Consider the following 19,818-nt stretch of genomic DNA (forward strand, 5'->3'; position numbering starts at 1 on the left):
CGTCCCCTCACACGTCCAGCAGCGGGCGGTGCTTGATGTGCCGGGCGAACACGGCCATGAACTGCGGATCGACGCGCGCTCCCCACACCGCCAGCGAATGGCCGACGATCCAGAGCACCACACCCGGAATCCACAGTTGCAGGCCCAGCCCGACAGCGGCGGCCAGCGTGCCGTTCGCAATGGCGACCGTTCGTGGTGCGCCGCCCAGTAGGATCGGCTCGGTCAGCGAGCGATGCAGCGGCACCTCGAAGCCGGCTGCGAAGGTATCCGGGGCACTCATACGACGGCCCCGCCGGAGAAGCTGAAGAACGACAGGAAGAAGCTCGAAGCCGCGAATGCGATAGTCAGACCGAACACGATCTGGATCAGCTTGCGGAATCCGCCCGACGTGTCGCCGAAGGCGAGCGCGAGGCCGGTGGCGATGATGATGATGACCGCGACGATGCGCGCCACCGGCCCCTGGATGGATTCAAGGATGGATTGCAGCGGGCCTTCCCACGGCATCGAGGAACCGGCGGCCTGCGCGGTTCCGGCCAGGAACAGCAGCAGCGCGGCCAGCAGCAGCCCTTGCGCCGCAGGGCGGGCCAGACTGCGCAACCGCGCGAAGCCGGACAGCTCGGCCAGGTGGGAAGGCGGATTTACGGAAACACGGAAAGCATGGGCGTGTGTCATGGCAGTTCTCCAAGAGAGTCAGGGGACAGGGATGTCGCCGCAGCAGGTGCGGCATCGGGGATCGGCAGCAGCTCGGGGAACGGCGTTTCCAGGGCATCCGCCAGTTGGTAGCCCACGCCGTCGAAGCCGACGACGCGGGCAATGCTCTCGATGCGGCGCTTGCGCCCGCGCCCGGCGATGTGGATCACCACGTTGACCGCCTCGGCGATCAGCGCACGCGGCGGGTTCACCGCCACTTCGAGAATCAGTTGCTCCAGGCGCAGCAGCGCGCCGAGCGCGGAGCCGGCATGGATCGTGGCGATGCCGCCGGGGTGGCCCGTGCCCCACACCTTGATGAGATCCAGTGCCTCGGCGCCGCGCACCTCGCCGACGACGACACGATCCGGGCGCAGGCGCATGGACGAACGCACCAGCTCCGTCATGGACACCACGCCTGCGCGCGTGCGCAGCGGTACGTGGTCGCGAGCCGCGCATTGCAGCTCCACCGTGTCTTCGAGCACCAGCACGCGGTCGCCGGTGGCGGCGATCTCCGCGAGCAAGGCATTGGCGAGCGTGGTCTTGCCGCTGCTGGTGGCGCCGGCGATCAAGACGTTCTGCCGCTCGCGCACCGCGCGAACGAGAAAGCCCGCCTGGGCGCTGGTCATCATGCCGTCGATGACGTATCGCTCCAGCGGGATCACGCCGATGGCGCGCTTGCGCAACGCGAAGGCCGGCCCCGGTGAGGCGGGCGGCAAGATGCCCTCGAAGCGTTCGCCCGTTTCGGGCAACTCGGCCGACAGCAGTGGTTGGCCGCGATGCACCTCCGCGCCGACGTGGGCGGCCACGAGGCGGATGATTCGCTCGCCGTCCGCTTCGGACAGCTCCACGCCCATCGGTGCGCGCCCGCTGGACAGCCGATCCACCCAAAGGGTGCGATCGGGATTCAGCATCACCTCCACCACGTCCGGGTCTTCGAGCGCGGTGGCGATCAGCGGCCCCATCGCCGTGCGCAACATCTGGATGCGGCGGTCGAGCGACGTGGCGCTCATGGACTGCGGAGCGGCGCTCATGACGCACGCTCCCGCGCTTGCGCGGCTGCCGCCGCGTCCTCCATCCGCATCGGGTCGGGATGCAGCTCCTCCACCACGTCGCGCACCAGGCTGCGCCCGCGCAGCAGGTGGCGGCCCAACTGTTCAACGAACTGCTCGAAGCGCGCCTTCCCCTGGGCGCGAGCGGCCTCTTGGTGCGCTTCGGGGACTGGCGTGCTGACCGTGAGGTAGTAGCGAATGAACAGTGCCAGCGTCTCGATGGCGATGTTCTGGTCACGTTCCATGCGCTCCGCCTGGCGCGACAGGCGATCAAGGCGTTTGGCGATGGCCGCCTCGCGCTGGTCGGCTGCATCGGGCGACAGCCACGATGCGAGCGCCGCTGCGACAATGGACGACTTGGACACGCCTTTCTTGGCGGCCAGTTCGTCCAGCCGCTTGGCGTGCTCGGGCTGAATGAAGAGATTCAAACGGTGCTGGGTCATAGCTCGATGCCGTCGTTGGGGTCGAGGGAAGCCAGCCGGGCCGTGCGCTGCATGGCCGGATCAAGCTGGCGAGGAAGGGGAAGCGGCAGGTCGTCGTCGTCCAGCAGGCCGAGGTCGGCCACAGGCGCGGCCAGCTCGGGGTCGTAGGCGACGGTTTCGGAGAGTTCGGGCTGACGGCGCGGGCCGCCGTCGTCGGCTGCTCCCAAGTTCTCCAGGCCATCGGCGGATGCCGTGGCCGGTGTGGCGGGCACGGCAGGAATCGCCAGCCCGCTCCAGTCGTCGGGCCGCGATGGCGGCGCGTCGGCGTACTGCCCATCCGCCAGCGCGGGCGGTGGCAGCACGCGACGCTTGAAATTAGCGTCCGCGTAGTAGCGCAGCTTCTTCGCCTTGATCGGCGCCACGCTGGACACCATCACCACGGCCTCCTCAGGCGGAAGCTGCATGACTTCGCCCGGCGTCAGCAGCGGGCGCGCGGTTTCCTGGCGCGACACCATCAGGTGCCCCAGCCACGGCGCGAGCCGATGGCCCGCGTAGTTGCGCTGGGCGCGCAGCTCGGTGGCCGTGCCCAGCGTCTCGGAGATCCGTTTGGCGGTGCGCTCGTCGTTCGTGGCGAACGTCACGCGCACATGGCAGTTGTCGAGGATGGAGTGGTTTTGCCCATACGCCTTGTCGATCTGGTTGAGCGACTGCGCGATGAGGAAGCTGCGGATGCCGTAGCCCGCCATGAAGGCCAGCGCCGTCTCGAAGAAGTCCAGGCGCCCCAGCGCAGGGAACTCATCGAGCATCAGCAGCAGCTTGTGGCGGCGCTCGATCCCATCGGAGCCATCGAGCGATTCGGTGAGGCGCCGCCCGATCTGGTTGAGAATCAGGCGAATGAGCGGTTTCGTCCGCGATATGTCCGAAGGCGGCACCACCAGATACAGCGATACCGGATGCTCGGCCGCGATCAGGTCAGCGATGCGCCAGTCGCAGCGCGAGGTGACTTCGGCCACGGTCGGGTCGCGGTACAGGCCGAGGAACGACATGGCCGTGGACAGAACGCCCGAGCGTTCGTTGTCGCTCTTGTTGAGGACTTCACGCGCCGCCGATGCGACGACCGGATGCGGCCCATCGCCGAGGTGCGGCGTGGTCATCATCCGGTGTAAGGTCAGCTCGAACGGGCGGGCCGGGTCGGACAGAAAGTTGGCGACGCCGCGCAGCGTCTTGTCTTCGCCTGCGTAGAGCACATGCAGGATGGCCCCGACCAGCAGCGCGTGCGAAGTCTTTTCCCAATGGTTGCGCTTCTCCAGCGCGCCTTCGGGATCGACCAGAATGTCGGCGATGTTCTGCACGTCGCGCACCTCATGCGCGCCTCGCCGCACCTCCAGCAGCGGGTTGTAGGCCGCCGACTTTGCATCGGTCGGGTTGAACAGCAGGCAATGCGAGAAACGTGAGCGCCAGCCTGCGGTGATCTGCCAGTTCTCGCCTTTGATGTCGTGGATGACGGCGGATGCGGGCCAGGAAAGCAGCGTCGGCACCACAAGGCCGACGCCCTTGCCCGAGCGCGTAGGCGCGAAGGTCAGGACGTGTTCCGGGCCTTCATGCCGCAGGTACTGGCGGTCGTGCTGGCCGAGGAACACGCCGGCCGGTTGCGTGAGGCCCGCCTTGTGAATGTCCTGCGCGTTGGCCCAGCGCGCAGAGCCGTAGGTGGTGACGAGGCGAGCTTGGCGCGAGCGCCAGACCGACATGGCGATGGCAACGCCCACGGCGACCATGCCGCTGGCGCCGGCGATGGCGCCGCCGGTGTCGAATACTTCCGGTGCATAGGCCCCGAAGAAGAACCACCACTCAAACAGCTTCCAGGGGTGGTAGATCGACGTGCCAAGGAAGTCGAACCAGGGCGAGCCAAGGCGTACTTGATAGCCAAGGGCGGCTGCTGTCCATTGTGTGGCGCCCCACACGCCGGCGATCACGATGCCGAATACGACGGCGATCTGACCGAACAGCACGTTCGTCCCTTGCATGGCCTGGCCTCCGATTTCTCCTGAGCTGATTCCTCATGGAAAGAGCGACACAAAGGCGTGCCGCAGGCGTCAGGATCGGTGCCGGGTCAGTGCCGGTCAAAGACCGTTTTCGGCAGAAAAGTCGAGCAAAAAGACAGAATGAGTGCGACGGCGAGCCAACGAAAAACGCCGCAAGCGCAGGCGCATTGCGGCGTATCGAGCAAAAAAAATTAAGGCGATTCGGCGAACCGCCAACGATCAGAACTTAGGAGGTTCCTTCGGTGGTGTGTACGGCGTTTCGCCGTCGCCATAGAATCGCTTGCGCGTGGCCTCGGTCACCCGGTTGCACAGCAAGTCGCCCAGCTTCGGTCGGTCGGTCTTGCATTGCTGGCGCAGCTCTTTGAGCCGCTCGGGATTGGCCGCCAGTTCTTCCACCGTCGGGATATTCGCTTCCGAGGTGTCGGCCTTCTGAGGCATCTCAGACGGGCCGCAAGCAGTCAACGCGGCAGCCAGTAAAAGCGGAAGTATCTTCCTCATGATGCGGGTTCCTCCGATATGTCAGAACAGCGGCCTCGCATAGGCCTGGGAGATTCCAGGGATTCGATCGCCTGTACGCGCCCAATAAATCGTTCTAGCACTTCCAGCGGCTCACTTTCGGGATACAGCAAATAAGTGGTCAGCGGCGGTACGCGCGACGCCAGAGGCCGGGCCACTACGCCAGGTTCACGGCTGGCAGCAATGCGCGCCGCACCTGCCAGCCCAAGCGCAAAGCCTGCCGCCACCAGCGCCATCATCAGGTCGGCGGATGCCACTCGTTCCGCGATCAGCGGCTCCATTTCGGTACGGCGCAATACTCGCTCGACATGCTTGGCATGGCCTTCACAGATTTGTGGGTCACACAGGACAAGCGGATAGCGCAGCAGTTCGTCCAGAGGAATCCGCTTGTGGGCCAGCAGTGGATGCCGAGCTGGCACCGCAACCATGAGCGGATCGCTCCAGACAGGTAGAGCGAAGATGCCATCGCCTACCTCGTCGGACTGCGCAAATCCCACGTCGTACGAGTCGTCATGCAGTCCCTTGATCTGCTGCGACAGTGGAATCTCGAAGAATCTGAGTTCCACTTCGGGTTCTTCCTGCCGGCATTGCGCCAGCAATGCCGGCAAGCGCGACGGTGTAATGCCGTCCGATAATGCTACGCGCAATTGTCCGTGAAAGCCGTTAGCTGCCGCTCGCACGCTATCCCGTGCTTGCTCCAAGGCGGTGAATACACGGCGCACATGCTCCAAGAACAACTTGCCAGAACGGGTCAATTGCGTGCTGCGCGTGGTGCGCGCAAATAGCAGGACACCCAACTCCTCCTCAAGCTCCTTGATTGCGCGCGACAACGGTGATTGCTCGATGTGCAGTCGCTCGGCAGCACGAACAAAGCGAAGCTCCTCTGCAACTGCGAGAAAGTATCGAAGGTGGCGTAACTCCATTCTTTCTATCTCGCTGACGTTTCATTTTCGGTCAAATCAATCACCCATATATGCAGCTTTAAGAAGATTGGCGCATATTTGAAAATTTCAGCTCGGTAGCGATTCTTTAAGTCGACTTGCAAGCCATGCAGCTCATTTTTGCAGTGCGCAAAAAGGAGACGAATCCAACCACAACAGTGTCAATGAGGATAGCGTCTTGTATTTGATTGAATACTCTTACGCCGGAGGCCTGAAAACCATACCTCAAGCAGACTCCGCTCGTCGTAAATTCAACATAAATTTACGATCACAGCCGCCGCGCGCGTACGCGAACGTCGAGGCGCTTGACCGACTTCACTAAACTCGTGTGCGACAGCGAAGATCCTCATAATTTACGTAGAATTTATGCGTGGAGATTGTTCATGAATGGAAAATTTACGCGCCTTCAGTGAATACTTGGTTGCATGGGCATTTCGCTATTCGTTCGCGAGAAAAATCATGCATTTCGAAAAAATTCAGGCGATTAGAAAGGTCGTTGCTGCGATCAGCGTGCTGCTGCTTGGGGCGGCAACCAGCGTTCAAGCGCAAGTCTCCGGCAATGTTGCATTGACGTCGGACTACGTGTGGCGCGGCTCTTCACAGACACGTGAGAAGCCAGCGGTTCAAGCAGGAGTCAAGTACGCCCACGACTCCGGCTTCTATGCTTCGGCCTGGGGTTCCAACGTCAAGTTCAAGCCAGATAACAATGCCAGTAGCGAATTCGATATCGCTCTGGGCTGGAGCGGCAAGCTGGCAGAAGACTGGGCGCTTGATGCGTATTACCTGCGCTATCAATACCCCGGTACACAAGGCTCCCCCAACTGGAACGAAGTCAACGCGGCGCTTACTTGGCGCGACAACTACTGGCTGTCGGTGGGGCGCTCCACGAACGCGATGGCCAGCAAGACAACTGGTACCTATGCGCTCATCGGCGTGCGATACCCCGTCAATGAAAAATGGCGTTTCGAGGGCACGCTAGCGCGCTACTTCCTGGACAGCGCCTACGCGGATAGCTACACCCACGGCTCCCTGGGCGTGGTGTGGGGATTTCAAGCCCCATTCGAGGCAAGGCTGACGCTGCACGGGACGGACTCCGCCGCAAAAAGAATGTTTCCCAGTATGGCGGGCTCTCGTGTTGAGTTCGCTCTGCAAGCCTCTTTCTAGAAATCATTAACTTGCCAGCAGCCTGGCAATTCTCAATAAAGGTGGATCATGAATTTGATTATCGGATTGATATCGTTCGGATTATTTGCATATTTGCTTTACGCACTGATTAGGCCTGAAAAATTCTGATCACAAAATTATTCAAATCAATCGAGGTGCATTTATGGGTGATTTCTTGTTTTTGGCATTGGCTTGCGGATTTTTCGTAATCACGGCGGGGTTCATCGTTGGCCTCGAAAAAATTTGATCGGAGTCCAAGATGACTGTCGACATTGTCCAATTCGCCATCATCCTTGTGATCATGACCGGCCTGGTCGTGGTGCTCGGGAAATGGATGGCACGTCTTTTCACAAGTCCTGCGCATAGTTTTCTGGAGCGTGGTACCTATCGAGTTCTTGGCGTTGACCCGTCGGAGAAGATGTCATGGAAACGCTACGGGATGGTGCTCGTCCTGAGCAACGCCACCATGATGCTCCTTGGCTACGTTCTGCTGCGCGTGCAGCAGTATTTGCCTGGCGATGCGCTGGAGAGGGCGTCTCAAACGCCTGATCTGGCATTCAATACTGCGGCTTCTTTCATCACCAACACCAACTGGCAAGCCTATTCAGGCGAAAGCAGCCTGTCCAACTTCTCACAAATGGCGGTCATCACCTTCTTGATGTCCGTTAGCGCAACAACGGGCGTGGCTGCCGCAGGGGGGTTCATCCGGGGCCTGAGCCGCAGGTCCACCGGCGACATCGGTAACTACTGGGTGGATTTCACTCGTGTGCTCTATCGGCTCCTGCTGCCACTGTGCTTCGTGATGGCACTGGTTTATGTCTGGCAAGGCATGCCGCAAACGCTGAGTGCCGACGCAGTTGTCGCCACGCTCGAAGGAGCCAAGCAGCAGATCATCATGGGGCCGGTCGCGAGCTTCGAGACGATCAAGCACATCGGCACCAACGGCGGTGGCTTTTTCGGCATGAATGCCGCACATCCGTTCGAGAATCCGACGCCGCTGACCAACACGCTGCACATGCTCAGCATGCTGCTGATCCCATCTGCGCTGACTTACACGTTCGGCTCGATGATCATGCGCCGCAGGCAAGGCTGGGCCTTCTTTGGCGCCTTCGTTGTGATGTTCGTAGGCTTTCTTGCGTTGATCTACAACGCGGAGCATAGCGGCAATCCGATGTTGACGCCCCTGGGCGTGGATCAGACGCAAAGCGCTCTGCAGGGTGGCGGCAACATGGAAGGCAAGGAACTGCGCTTTGGCGTGGCTCAAAGCAGCATGTTTGCAGCAGTAACCACAGCCGCAACCACCGGCTCGGTGGACTCGATGCACGACTCCTACACCCCGATGGGCGGTTTCGTTCCGTTGGCGCAGATGATGCTCAACAACGTATTCGGTGGTGATGGCGTGGGTCTGATCAATCTGGTCACTTACGCCATCCTCACGGTGTTCCTTGTGGGCATGATGATCGGCCGCACTCCTGAGTTTCTTGGCAAGAAAGTCGAGGCACGGGAGATGAAGTACGTGATGATCGCCGTGCTCGCCCATCCGTTGAGCATCCTCGGATTCACGGCCATCGCATGCCTGGTCCCGGCCACCATGGAAAGCTTGGCCAACCTCGGGCCACACGGCTTCAGTGAAGTCCTGTATGCGTATACGTCAGGCACGGCGAACAACGGCTCTGCGTTTGCGGGCCTGAATGCCAATACGCCTTTCTTCAATACGACCATCGGCCTGGCCATGCTCGTGGGCCGCTACTTCACGCTGCTGCCCATGCTCGCGGTCGCTGGAGTAATGGCAGCCAAGAACAGCATTCCGGCCAGCGCAGGAACGCTCTCGACAGCCACGCCCCTGTTCACGGGGCTGCTGGTTTTCATCGTCCTCATCGTCGGCGGACTGACTTTCCTGCCCGCTCTCGCTCTGGGTCCCATCGTGGAGCACTTACTGTTGCTCACGGGCCAGACCTTCTAAGGAGTAGCTATGACTGAAATTCAAACACAAGTCAGCCCGGCTGTGACATCGGCATTCAGCGGTGTCACCCGCCCGGTGCTTGTTTCTGCCGTGCTCTTCATGATCGTGACCGGACTGGTGTATCCACTGGCCACTACTGGTGTGGCCCAACTGCTCTTTAGCGATCAGGCGCAAGGCAGTTTGATTACTCGCAACGGACAGGCCGTCGGCTCGCGTGTCATTGGCCAGCTTTTCACGCAGCCTCAGTATTTCCATGGCCGCCCCAGTGCCACCTCCGGCACTGACCCGAACGATCCAGCCAATTCGATCGACCAGCCGTACAACGCTGCCAACAGCGGCGCGAGCAACCAGGGGGCGCTGAGCAAGAAACTGCTCGACGCCGTGGCAGAGCGCACCAAAGCCTACCGGGAGGAAAACGGTCTGGCAGCTGACGCGAAGGTACCGGTCGATGCGGTGACCGCATCTGCCTCCGGCCTTGACCCGCACATTTCGTTAGCGAACGCCCGGCTGCAAGTGCCCCGGGTGGCAAAGGCGCGCAATGTGCCTGAGAAGGATGTGCTGTCGGTGCTGGAACAGAACACAGCGCAACGTCAGCTCGGCGTTCTTGGCGAACCCCGCGTCAATGTGCTGGAACTCAACCTTGCACTGGACGAGGCCTTCAAGGCCCGGCCAGTCACTCAATAAAGCTGGGAGTTTTTATGTCCCAAACAAAAGTCATCACGTCTACTAATAGCACCGGCCCATCTGGTAAGCCGCCAAACCCTCAGCCCGGCGCCCTGCCATGGTCCTCGATTATTGGTGAAGCGTTCCGTAAGCTGTCTCCAAGGGTGCAGATGAAGAACCCAGTGATGTTTGTCGTGTATATCGGCAGCATCGTGGCAACGGTTCTGGGGATTCAGGCTGTGCGAGGAGATGGCGACGCCCCGGCGGGCTTCATCTTTGCAGTGGCTGCCTGGCTCTGGTTCACCGTGCTCTTCGCCAACGCAGCCGAGGCATTGGCCGAGGGCCGCGGCAAAGCGCATGCTCAAGCGCTGCGCGCCTCTCGGCGGCGAGTGGTTGCCCGTGTGCTCAAGGAACCTAAGCTAGACGGTACGAGCTGGCCCGTCCCCAGCGACGAATTGGCCGTGGGTGCTTACGTCCACGTCAACGCCGGAGAAACCATCCCAGCGGACGGTGAGGTACTGGTTGGGGTTGCCTCCGTCGATGAGTCAGCCATCACAGGGGAGTCGGCCCCGGTGATCCGCGAGGCTGGGGGCGATCTCAGCTCAGTTACCGGCGGAACCCGCGTGCTCTCAGACTGGATCATCATGCGCGTCACAGCGAAGCCTGGTGAGGCGTTCCTTGACCGCATGATCGCCATGGTTGAGGGTGCCAAGCGAGGCAAGACACCTAACGAGCTTGCGCTGAACATCCTGTTGGTCGCCCTGACGCTGATCTTCCTGCTGGTGTGCGTGACCCTGTTGCCGTTCTCCATGTTCGGCGTACAGGTCAATGGCGCAGGGCAGCCGGTGAGCATCACGGTCCTCATTGCCTTGCTCGTGTGCCTGATCCCGACCACCATCGGCGCGCTGCTATCGGCGGTCGGCATCGCCGGCATGAGCCGGATGATGAACGCCAATGTTCTGGCGACCTCCGGCCGTGCGATCGAAGCTGCTGGTGACGTTGACGTGCTCCTGCTCGACAAGACTGGCACAATCACCCTAGGCAACCGTGAAGCCGTCAGGTTTGTACCCGCTCCAGGCCTCTCGGAGCAGGCTGTTGCCGACGCTGCCTACCTGGCTTCGCTGGCCGACGAAACGCCGGAAGGCCGTTCCATCGTGACGCTGGCCAAGCGCAGCTTCAATGTCAAGCCTCGGACACTGGATGGTGCGCAGCCCATTGCATTCAGTGCGATGACACGCATGAGTGGCATCGACATCGATAATCGGCAACTGCGCAAAGGGGCTGCATCGGCGATTCGTGCCTATGTGGAGCATGCCGGTGGGACGTTCCCTGAGGCCGTCAATCTGACAGTCGAGGAAATTTCTCGGCGCGGCAGCACCCCCCTGGTTGTGGCTGACGGCCCCCGCGTCATCGGTGTGGTTGAACTCAAGGACATCATCAAGCATGGAATCAAGGAGCGCTTCGCCCAGCTGCGTTCCATGGGCATCAAGACGGTCATGATCACGGGTGACAACAGGCTTACCGCTGCCTCGATTGCCGCTGATGCTGGAGTGGACGACTTTCTTGCAGAAGCGACGCCTGAAGACAAGCTCAGCCTGATCCGCAAATACCAGGCCGAAGGCCGCTTGGTGGCGATGACGGGAGACGGCACCAACGACGCACCCGCCCTTGCACAGGCTGACGTGGCAGTGGCCATGAACAGCGGCACTCAAGCCGCGAAAGAAGCGGGCAACATGGTGGATCTGGACAGCAATCCCACCAAGCTTCTGCGTGTCGTCGAGGTGGGCAAGCAGATGATCATGACGCGAGGGGCATTGACCACGTTCAGTGTAGCGAATGACCTGGCGAAGTACTTCGCGATCATTCCGGCCGCGTTCGTCGCCACTTATCCGGCATTGGGAGCATTGAACGTGATGGGCTTGCACAGTCCCAGCTCGGCGATTCTATCCGCGGTGATCTTCAATGCGCTGATCATCGTCGCCTTGATACCGCTTGCCCTACGTGGCGTGAAATATCGGTCCGAACCTGCATCCCACCTGCTCAGGCGCAATCTACTGATCTACGGGGTCGGTGGCCTCATCGCGCCGTTCATTGGAATCAAGCTGATAGACATTCTACTGACCCCATTCTTCTGAAATTTAATCCTATGGAATAATTGGGCAACGCTAAAAACGTTGCCCAAAACTCTAGGACGTTACCGAGTTACGAGGACCGCCTTATGGGAGCGACCCAACCCATAAAATCCGACGCCATACTGGGTGAACTCAAGCGAGAATCTGCCGGGCGGTTGACGGTATTTCTGGGTGCTGCGCCTGGCGTTGGCAAGACCTACGCCATGCTGGCACGTGCGCGAGAACTGCACCGCCAAGGGGTGGATGTCGTTATTGGTATCGTCGAAACCCATGGCCGTGGCGAGACCCGGGCTCTGGTCGAGGGGCTCCCACTGCTGCCTCGCAAAACAATTGAGTATCGAGGGCGGCAACTGGAGGAAATGGACCTGGATGGCTTGCTAGCACGCAAGCCGGCAATTGCCTTAGTAGATGAGCTGGCCCATCGCAATGCCCCTGGAAGCCGTCATGAGCGGCGCTGGCAGGATGTGGAGGAATTGCTCAACGCCGGTATCGACGTTTACACGACGGTCAATATCCAGCATCTGGAGAGTGTGAACGACGTTGTGCACCAGATTACAGGTATTCGAGTAAGCGAGACTGTTCCTGACACTATTTTTGAGCGTTTGCGTGACATTCGTCTGGTCGATTTGCCTGCGCGCGAACTGATAGAACGTCTGAACGATGGGAAAGTCTATATTCCCGAACAGGCTGCGAGAGCGCTACAGGCGTTCTTCTCACCGTCCAATCTCACCGCCTTGCGTGAGCTTGCAATGCAAACGGTGGCGGAGCACGTCGATGTCGACCTTCGCGAAAAGCGTGCCGCACGCGGGCTGGCAGGCAGTCCCATCCAACACCATGTGCTGATCGCCATTGATGGCCGGGGACAATCCGAATATCTCGTGAGAGCGGGTTCCAGAATGGCCGAGCGACGTGGCTCGCCATGGTCAGTGGTCACCGTAGACACAGGAAGGTCTGCCGACGCGACACAGCAAGTAGGCAGCATCGCCCAGCCGATCTCATGGCTCAGAAGGAACGCGCGTGCTGAGCAGCAACGTTTGATGGAGATCGACAAGGCTTTTGCGCTAGCGCGCAATCTTGGCGGGGAGACGGAGGTGATGAACAACACCGACGTCACGCAGGCATTGCTGGACGCTGCGGAAGCGCGCGGCGCAAGATCCATTGTGATCGGTCGCACACGCGAGCGTCCTTTCGCCCGAATGTTCAACCGTACATTGACGCAGCAACTGCTTCAGCGCGGCGCTCGCTACGAACTGACGATTGTCAGCACACCGCAGGCGCGGCAGCAGACGATATATTGGACGGACACGGCCAGCAGCCGAATTACGAAACGGGAAGTCTCGCTGATTCTTCTGGCCAGCGCTGCCGCCATAGGTTCAGCAGCCTTGGCTGAACGAGTTCTAGGATTACAGGATCTGTCGCTGATCTTTCTCGTCGCCGTTGTGCTGGTCGCGTCACGCACTCGCATGGCGTCAGCAGTTATCACTGCAGTTCTCTGCTTCTTGGCCTATGATTTCTTCTTTATCGAGCCAAAGCTTACCTTTCTGATCAGCGCCCCTCGGGGCGTCGCAACCGTAATGCTGTTTCTCGCAGCAGCACTGATCGCGGGGCGCTTGGCTTCGCAACTACGCAGACAAGTAGTGGCACTGCGAGCCGCCAACACTCACGCTACAGCAATGCAGAAATTGGGACGCCAACTTGCCAAGGCAGCCGATCTTGGACAGGTTATTGCGTCAGGCGCCTCGATACTAAGATCGACCCTTCATGCCGAAGCATGGATACGCATCAACGGGGAATCGGGGCCTACCGCAGCCACAACCCCGCTTACCGATAAAGATTTGATGGCGGCGGACTGGACGCAACAACACGGACAAATGAGCGGGCGTTACACAGACACCTTGAGTAGTTCCAGTTGGCTGTTCCTCCCAGTGCGTTCGGACAAAGACGCGCTAGGCGTGGCCGGACTAAGGTTCCGGTCGGATATGGGTCGTCTATCGTTTGAGCAGCGCCGCCTCGCAGAAAGCATGGTGGAAGACATTGGTCAGGCGGCGCTACGCACGCGGTTGGTATCACAATTGGAGGAGGCGCGGGTCACGGGAGAAACGGAGCGTCTGCGGTCCGCGTTGTTGTCATCCGTGTCGCACGATCTGCGCTCGCCCTTGTCATCGATGATAGGGGCGGCCGACAGTCTGGCGCGGTACGGCAAGAACATGGGAACGGAGGATCAGCAGAGTTTGCTGGAAACCATTCATATTGAGGGCGAACGCCTGGATCGCTACATTCAGAACCTGCTCGACATGACGCGACTTGGGCAGCAGGGCCTGACGTTGACGCGCGACTGGATCGGTATAGACGAATTAGTGGGGTCGGCGTCAAGGCGTCTGCAACGGTACGAGCCGAATATCCGCCTGGAGCTCGACATTCCCTCGGGGCTGCCGCCGATTCATGTCCATCCCGCCCTAATCGAGCAGGCTTTGTTCAACGTGATGGAAAACGCGGCAAAGTTCTCCCCTCTGGAAGTTCCCATCCACGTGAAGGTCCAGCGCAATGAAGATGGTCAATTGCAAGTAGACGTCTCGGACCGTGGTCCCGGCATTCCAGAAGACGAACGACGACGCATCTTCGATATGTTCTACAGCGTGGAGCGTGGCGACCGGGGCAAGCAAGGGACTGGTCTGGGATTGACGATAGTCCAAGGCATCGTGGGCGCCCATATGGGCAGCGTCCAGGCACTGCCCGGACGGGAAGGCAAGGGAACCACGATCCGTCTGACCTTGCCGTGGGGCGAATATGCCAAGCAAGAGGCGAAAGAAGATGATGGGACGACCTAATGAATCGACTGCGAGCGCGCCGGCTGCCAGGATTCTTGTAATCGATGATGAACCGCAGATTCGCAAGTTCATCGACATCAGTTTGCGTTCGCAGGGCTATGCCACCCTGTTGGCAGGAACGGGACGCGAGGGACTAACGCTGCTAGCCAGTAAGGGGGCGGATCTCGTCGTTCTTGATCTGGGGCTGCCGGACAAGGACGGAAAGGAAGTTCTCAAAGAGCTTCGGCAGTGGTCACGCGTGCCTGTCATAGTGTTGACGGTGCGGTCCGGCGAGGAGGAAAAGGTAGCCTTGTTAGATGCGGGCGCTAACGATTACGTGACCAAACCATTCGGTGTCGAGGAACTCATGGCGCGTATTCGCGCATTCCTGCGAACCGTAGGATCTGGTCTGGAGGAAGGTCCAGTCTATGACGATGGGACTGTCAGCATAGATCTGGTAAACCGGGAAGTGACGGTTCATGGCCAGATCGTCACTTTAAGTCGTAAGGAGTTTTCTCTACTGTCTCTATTGGCTCTCCAACCAGGACGGTTGATCACGCAAACGCAAATTTTAAGGGAACTGTGGGGACCGACGCACGACGAAGATGCTCACTACTTACGCATTCTTGTCGGCAAGTTGCGTCACAAACTTGGAGACGATGCTTCCGCACCCCGTTATATCGTGACTGAACCTGGGGTTGGACTGAGATTCATCGCCAAGGAACGACAAACGGCTTGAACTGAATACTGTGATCGGTAGCAAGTGGTTAGCCGATTGATTGCCCGCGTTGCCGACCAACTTCCCAAGTCGCCCTGCCGCTGCGCACTGTCGCTGCAATCTGCTGCCCTAACCGCTGCTCGATCACCGGCTTCCAGGGCACCAGGCTGAACCCCATGCCGTCATCGAGCATCGCATAGCGCCCGCTGGCAAGCATGACGGAGCGCCGGTAGATGCCAGCCACGCGCTGTCCGTCGGCCACGGGGCGATGCTCCAGGCCCGTTTCGGCCGTAATGTCCTTGGCGACCTGTGCCAACTCCCGGTTGCGCAGCGTGCCCAGCAGGTTGCGCGCCAGGATCACGCGCTGCCCGCGCCGCTCGGCCAGCCCCTGCTCGACCAGAAAGTCGGCGCGCTGTTGCATGGCCTGCTTGGCGTCGCCACCAAAGCCCAGATCGCCCAGGCCCGAGCCGCCGCCGATCAACTGCTGGTCGAGCCAGGTGGACCCGATCACGCGGGCCTGCCGCTCGATGGGCAGGTGCGATTTCAGTTCCACGGCCACGCCGCCCAGGCGCTGCGCGTCGTACTGGCGGCCTTGCTCGGGCAGATCGCCCGGCACCTTCCATAGCCCCTCGGTCACGCGCTCCACGATGCCGGCCCGGCGCAGGGCTTCAAGCCGGCGAACGTGGGCCGCCACAACCTCCTGCGGGTCGCGGCCCGGCACGGCCTGGCCCTGTGCCACGGCCAAGTGATGGTCGGTACGGTACAGGCCATTGCTCGCCAGCGCGGCGATGTTCCTGTCGGCCGCGCGCACGTCGGCCGATCCCTTCACCTCCACCACGGCCCCGGTCGGGTAGTTCGCCAGCTCGTCGCGGGCATTGAGCGCGACGTAGTGCGCCTTGCCGTCCACCCCGTCGATGACCAGATAGCCCCGGTCGCGCAGCTCGTCGGCCAGCCCCTTCGCGGCCACGCGCCCGAGGATAGTTCGGCCATCGTCGCCCGGCTCGAACACCACCAGTTCTCGCGGCTGCCCACTCATTGCCCGCTGCATCGTGCGGATGATGTCGCCACGCTCGCCCAGGGCGCGCAGGGTCTTCTCTGCATCGGCATGAACGGCCCAGGTGCCCGGCTGCGTCTCGTCGGCCAGGCCCATGCGCTGCAAGCGTTGCAGGCGGCCGATCAGCAGCAGGCGTTGGCGCTGCAAGCGGGGTTCGTTGAGCCGTTCGACATGCACCAGGCCATCGTCGCCGGCCTCGCGCTTCAAGGTGCGATCCAGGCTCGTCCACCGCTCTTGCTCCACCTCGCGCTGCAAGGTCTGCTGGATCTCCAGCTCGGTGCGCGGCCCCAGCCATTCGGTCGCCAGTTCGGCGGCCCGGTGGCGGAGGCCGTCGGCGATGTAGTCGCCCGCGATGATGAGGTCTTTGCCCGTGTCGTCACGTCCGCGCACGACGATGTGCGTGTGCGGGTTGTCGGTGTTCCAGTGGTTGACCGCCACCCAATCGAGGCCGGTGCCCAGGTCGGCCTTCATGCGGCCCATGAGGTGGCGCGTGTAGGTGCGCAGGTCTTCCAGTTCCGCGCCGTCCTCGGGGGCGAGGATGAAGCGGAAATGGTGCCGGTCGTCGGCGCAGCGTTCCTTGAAGGCGTCGAGGTCGGCGGCATCGGTCTGCGGCCCGTAGGCTTGGCCCGGCTCGCCATCGCGGCCCACACCGTCGCGCTCGATGTAGCGCAGGTGCTTGGCAAGCGACTGCGGGCTGGCCTGGCGCTGGTTGACCAACAGCGTCTTGATGGTCACACGCCGAGACATGGGCGTCAGCTTCGCCCCGGCGAAGCGCGCCGCCGTGTGGCCGCGCCCCAGGCGCGAGCCGGGCCGCTGGCCGGTGCCCCTCCCGGTGCCGCTGGCAGTGCCAGGACGGCGCACAGCGGACTTGCCGCTGCTGGCCTTGCCTGCCTGCTTGAGCACCTTGGAGACGAAGCCCTGGCCCCGATTCTTCGGGGCGCTGGGGCGGATGCGGAAATCGTCGTCGCGGCGGTCGGTCATGGCTGCGTTCCCTGCAAGCTCCGGCGTGTCCGGTCGTGCGAAGCACGCAGACATGCCCGCATCGGCGCCGGCTTCGCGCCACAAGCGGCACGGCGGCGAAGCCGCTGCGTGCCGCGCAACCCCCATGTGCAGACTGGCTTTTGACGCGGCCCGGTGCCGCGTCCTTTTGTCTTGCCTTCCGCCTTTGCCCCTCGCTGGCGCTCCGGGCAGCGGCGGCCCGGCGGCGCTGCTGCGCGAGCAGCCAGCGCGCCGGCGAACGCGGACACGGCCGCAGGCCGGGCGCGTTCGAGGCAAGACGCCTGCACGTTGGACGGCTGCGCCGAAGGCAACGCGAAGTGCGGTGCCCAATGCGTAGGATTGGCACCCGCACTGCACGCGCGACGACACGGCGACGAACAGCAGAACGACACGCCCGATGGCACGATGAGATGCACGGCGACGTGCAGCGAATCGACGGCCTTCATGGGCGGGATTCCAGCCAGACCGGATGCGCGACGCCGATCACGGCGGATGCGCTGACCGGCCCGAAATACCGGCTGTCGAACGACGCCGGGTTGGTCACACTCAAGAGGAACAGTTCGCCAGGTTCGAGGCGGCGGCATTGCTGCCAGGATGGCAGCGACCGACCCCAGCGGTCAGCAGGCAGCACGGCGGCCGAAGGCACGCCGTCGATGCGGACAACGCGGTCAGTGATACACACCTCCTGCGGCGCGACGGCGCCCACGCGCTTGAGCAGGGGCACGCGCGCCGGCAGGTAGCCGCGCTGCGCGGCCAGCGCAGCGGCATCTGGCGGCAGCGTGGTCAGGACGATGCTGTCCACAGACAAAGGACGTGGCAGCGAGCCGGTGCCGTGGCCCAGCGGATCGACGCGATACCAGCCGACCGCCACGCTGTCGGACGGGTTGTAGATCAGGCGCGGCAGCGGATGCACGAAGGACGCCCAGGCCAGCGCAGCGAGGCCGCAAGCGGACAGGCCCGCCAGCACGATGCGAGCGCGCAAACGTGCGCGGGGCGAGCGAGGACGCGGCGCGGTGCCGGCAGTCGAAACGGCGGTCATGGCAGCGCCCTCCCGATGAGCCATGCGGCGTGCCGCTCGGCGGTGTATTCGGGCAGCGGCAAGCGCGCAGCGAGCCGGTTGGCGAGCGTGCGCCAGTACACGGGCGAGGCACCGATAGGCGCGATGCCCAGCGCCTCGATGGCGTCGATGCGCTCCAGCACGGCGCGCACCTGATTCTCGCCCTCGGCGTGCAGCAGCAGGCGCGCGCCCGGCTGCACGCCGGAAATGCGCTGCGCCGCATCGAGCGGCGTGCAAGCCTGCATCACCATGAGCTGCCAGCGAATCGTGCCGTAGTCGTTGGCCTGCCAGCGGATGCGGCAGAACATAGCGCCCGGCTGGAACACCGCGCAGCGCCGCCAGCGGTCGAGCTGGTGCGTGCGCGCAGGTTCACCGAAGCGCAGGTAGAGCTTGAAGCGCGGTTCGATGTAGGCCAGTGCCACGCGCGTCAGCGGCGCGCTGGCAGGCTGGCCGGAAGGTGCTTCGAGCGCAGCCGTGGCCGCGCCAGCGGCAGGCGAAGCGGATGCGGTCATGGTGCGTTCTCCCTGCGATGCTCTGGAAACTCACGCTCCAGCAGGCCGCGCAGCAGATCGGCCACGGTCACGCCCTGCGTGAAGGCCGACACCTTGATGCGCGCGCGCAGCGCGGGCGTGATGTCGAGGGTCAGGCGGGCGGTGTAGAGGTCGCCCTTGCCCAGCGCATCGGCGTCGCCTTGGCGAATCCACGCCTCGGCGTGCGGATTCGCGGGCGGACGCGCGCCGATGCCGACGCGCTTTGCGCGTATCGGCGGCTTCGCTGTCATATCGGCCACCGCAGCAGTTCGTCCACCAGGGCGGTGATTTCCCGCGCGGCGGCGCTGTCCGGCGCCGTCTCGCGTGCAAGCCGGCCAGCGGCCACGCTGTCGGCGAACACGATGCGTTGATGCACTTCAGAGCGCAGCGCAGGAAGCGGTTGGTCGGCCAGAGCCTGGCGCGCTTCGCGCCCGATGACGGTGGTACTGATGCGCCGATTGATGATGAAGGCCGCACGCAGCGCAGGCCGAAACACCTGCGCTTCGCGGATCAGCGCCACCATCTCGGCGCTGGCCCACAGGTCGTAGGGGCTGGGTTGCACGGGGATCAGCACGCGCTCGGCCGCCAGTAGCGCGGAGCGCGCCAGTGCCGCGATGCGTGGCGGGCCGTCGATGACGACGTGATCGGCCCGCCTGGCGAGCTCTGGTGCTTCCTGATGCAGCGTTTCGCGTGCCAGGCCCACGGCGCTGAACAACCTTGGCAAACCCTGCTGGCTTCTGCGTTGCGTCCAGTCCAGCGATGAACCCTGCGGGTCGGCGTCCAGCAGGACGACGTGCTGGCCGCGCATCGCAAGCTCGCCGGCGATGTGCGTGGCGAGCGTGGTCTTGCCCACGCCGCCTTTCTGGTTGAGCAGAGCGACGATCATGACGAGGCCCTCCATGCTGGAAAGCCTTGCTTTGATCGGTCTGCAAAACCTGTCGGCTGCCGGCTGGTATTGCCTGCCGTTTGTGGCCGCGTGGTGGTTATCCACCGCAGCGGCGTTTCCCTACTAAAAGTTAGAGAATTTAAGTTAGGGAAGTTAGAGGGGCGCGAAACCCAATGCTGGCGCGG

19 protein-coding genes are annotated in these 19,818 nt (G+C 62.4%); 7 read left to right on the forward strand and 12 right to left on the reverse strand.

Annotated elements, in window-relative coordinates:
* Nucleotides 1–7: 7 nt before the first annotated feature.
* The 7 genes from DFR37_RS03365 to DFR37_RS03395 all read right to left on the reverse strand — a co-directional run bounded on the left by DFR37_RS03365 (nucleotide 8) and on the right by DFR37_RS03395 (nucleotide 5,642).
* Complete coding sequence (locus tag DFR37_RS03365; protein WP_033453500.1) at nucleotides 8–280, reverse strand: VirB3 family type IV secretion system protein; 273 nt, start codon at nucleotides 278–280, stop codon at nucleotides 8–10.
* The gene (locus tag DFR37_RS03370) at nucleotides 277–672 is read right to left on the reverse strand and encodes a TrbC/VirB2 family type IV secretion system protein (RefSeq protein WP_035481269.1); all 396 of its coding nucleotides are present in this window, start codon (nucleotides 670–672) and stop codon (nucleotides 277–279) included. The genes DFR37_RS03365 and DFR37_RS03370 overlap by 4 nt, the downstream gene beginning before the upstream one ends.
* Nucleotides 669–1,721 carry a P-type conjugative transfer ATPase TrbB gene (gene trbB, locus DFR37_RS03375; protein ID WP_113931802.1) on the reverse strand — a complete coding sequence of 351 codons (1,053 nt, stop codon included), beginning with the start codon at nucleotides 1,719–1,721 and terminating at the stop codon, nucleotides 669–671. The genes DFR37_RS03370 and trbB overlap by 4 nt, the downstream gene beginning before the upstream one ends.
* Nucleotides 1,718–2,182 carry a ribbon-helix-helix protein, CopG family gene (locus DFR37_RS03380; protein WP_092700971.1) on the reverse strand — a complete coding sequence of 155 codons (465 nt, stop codon included), beginning with the start codon at nucleotides 2,180–2,182 and terminating at the stop codon, nucleotides 1,718–1,720. Before DFR37_RS03380 ends, trbB begins: the two co-directional genes overlap by 4 nt.
* Nucleotides 2,179–4,185: a conjugal transfer protein TraG gene (locus DFR37_RS03385; protein WP_113931803.1), complete on the reverse strand. Its 2,007-nt coding sequence runs from the start codon at nucleotides 4,183–4,185 to the stop codon at nucleotides 2,179–2,181. Before DFR37_RS03385 ends, DFR37_RS03380 begins: the two co-directional genes overlap by 4 nt.
* 237 nt (nucleotides 4,186–4,422) lie before the next feature.
* The gene (locus DFR37_RS03390) at nucleotides 4,423–4,701 is read right to left on the reverse strand and encodes an EexN family lipoprotein (RefSeq protein ID WP_113931804.1); all 279 of its coding nucleotides are present in this window, start codon (nucleotides 4,699–4,701) and stop codon (nucleotides 4,423–4,425) included.
* Entirely contained in the window at nucleotides 4,698–5,642 is a 945-nt protein-coding gene (locus DFR37_RS03395; RefSeq protein ID WP_113931805.1) for a LysR family transcriptional regulator, read from the reverse strand. Before DFR37_RS03395 ends, DFR37_RS03390 begins: the two co-directional genes overlap by 4 nt.
* A gap of 405 nt (nucleotides 5,643–6,047) precedes the next feature.
* Here DFR37_RS03395 and DFR37_RS03400 point away from each other — a divergent pair, with 405 nt between their 5' ends.
* The 7 genes from DFR37_RS03400 to DFR37_RS03430 all read left to right on the forward strand — a co-directional run bounded on the left by DFR37_RS03400 (nucleotide 6,048) and on the right by DFR37_RS03430 (nucleotide 15,128).
* Entirely contained in the window at nucleotides 6,048–6,824 is a 777-nt protein-coding gene (locus DFR37_RS03400) for a TorF family putative porin (protein ID WP_242341666.1), read from the forward strand.
* A gap of 48 nt (nucleotides 6,825–6,872) precedes the next feature.
* Nucleotides 6,873–6,953: a K(+)-transporting ATPase subunit F gene (kdpF, locus tag DFR37_RS03405; RefSeq protein WP_113931806.1), complete on the forward strand. Its 81-nt coding sequence runs from the start codon at nucleotides 6,873–6,875 to the stop codon at nucleotides 6,951–6,953.
* Between the two features lie 130 nt (nucleotides 6,954–7,083).
* Entirely contained in the window at nucleotides 7,084–8,787 is a 1,704-nt protein-coding gene (kdpA, locus tag DFR37_RS03410) for a potassium-transporting ATPase subunit KdpA (RefSeq protein ID WP_113931807.1), read from the forward strand.
* Nucleotides 8,788–8,796: 9 nt separating this feature from the next.
* Complete coding sequence (gene kdpC / locus DFR37_RS03415) at nucleotides 8,797–9,471, forward strand: K(+)-transporting ATPase subunit C (protein WP_113931808.1); 675 nt, start codon at nucleotides 8,797–8,799, stop codon at nucleotides 9,469–9,471.
* A gap of 14 nt (nucleotides 9,472–9,485) precedes the next feature.
* Nucleotides 9,486–11,585, forward strand: coding sequence for a potassium-transporting ATPase subunit KdpB (gene kdpB / locus DFR37_RS03420; protein WP_113931809.1), 2,100 nt, complete (start codon nucleotides 9,486–9,488; stop codon nucleotides 11,583–11,585).
* A gap of 83 nt (nucleotides 11,586–11,668) precedes the next feature.
* Nucleotides 11,669–14,410, forward strand: a complete 2,742-nt coding sequence (locus DFR37_RS03425) for a sensor histidine kinase (protein ID WP_113931893.1) — start codon at nucleotides 11,669–11,671, stop codon at nucleotides 14,408–14,410.
* Complete coding sequence (locus DFR37_RS03430) at nucleotides 14,394–15,128, forward strand: response regulator (protein WP_113931810.1); 735 nt, start codon at nucleotides 14,394–14,396, stop codon at nucleotides 15,126–15,128. The genes DFR37_RS03425 and DFR37_RS03430 overlap by 17 nt, the downstream gene beginning before the upstream one ends.
* 28 nt (nucleotides 15,129–15,156) lie before the next feature.
* Here the strand turns inward: DFR37_RS03430 and DFR37_RS03435 are convergent, their stop codons facing one another.
* From DFR37_RS03435 to parA, 5 genes are all read right to left on the reverse strand, one after another.
* Nucleotides 15,157–17,142 carry a relaxase/mobilization nuclease domain-containing protein gene (locus DFR37_RS03435; RefSeq protein ID WP_113931811.1) on the reverse strand — a complete coding sequence of 662 codons (1,986 nt, stop codon included), beginning with the start codon at nucleotides 17,140–17,142 and terminating at the stop codon, nucleotides 15,157–15,159.
* A 460-nt stretch (nucleotides 17,143–17,602) separates the two neighbouring features.
* Nucleotides 17,603–18,199 (reverse strand): S26 family signal peptidase, encoded by a 597-nt coding sequence (locus tag DFR37_RS03445; RefSeq protein ID WP_113931812.1) that lies wholly within the window; start codon nucleotides 18,197–18,199, stop codon nucleotides 17,603–17,605.
* Nucleotides 18,196–18,729 (reverse strand): DUF2840 domain-containing protein, encoded by a 534-nt coding sequence (locus DFR37_RS03450; protein ID WP_113931813.1) that lies wholly within the window; start codon nucleotides 18,727–18,729, stop codon nucleotides 18,196–18,198. The genes DFR37_RS03445 and DFR37_RS03450 overlap by 4 nt, the downstream gene beginning before the upstream one ends.
* The gene (locus DFR37_RS03455) at nucleotides 18,726–18,998 is read right to left on the reverse strand and encodes a chromosome partitioning protein ParB (protein ID WP_113931814.1); all 273 of its coding nucleotides are present in this window, start codon (nucleotides 18,996–18,998) and stop codon (nucleotides 18,726–18,728) included. Before DFR37_RS03455 ends, DFR37_RS03450 begins: the two co-directional genes overlap by 4 nt.
* Nucleotides 18,995–19,633 (reverse strand): ParA family partition ATPase, encoded by a 639-nt coding sequence (parA, locus tag DFR37_RS03460; protein ID WP_043567046.1) that lies wholly within the window; start codon nucleotides 19,631–19,633, stop codon nucleotides 18,995–18,997. The genes DFR37_RS03455 and parA overlap by 4 nt, the downstream gene beginning before the upstream one ends.
* Between the last annotated feature and the right edge of the window lie 185 nt (nucleotides 19,634–19,818).

It is taken from the genome of Eoetvoesiella caeni (assembly GCF_003315175.1).
Classification (GTDB): domain Bacteria; phylum Pseudomonadota; class Gammaproteobacteria; order Burkholderiales; family Burkholderiaceae_B; genus Eoetvoesia; species Eoetvoesia caeni.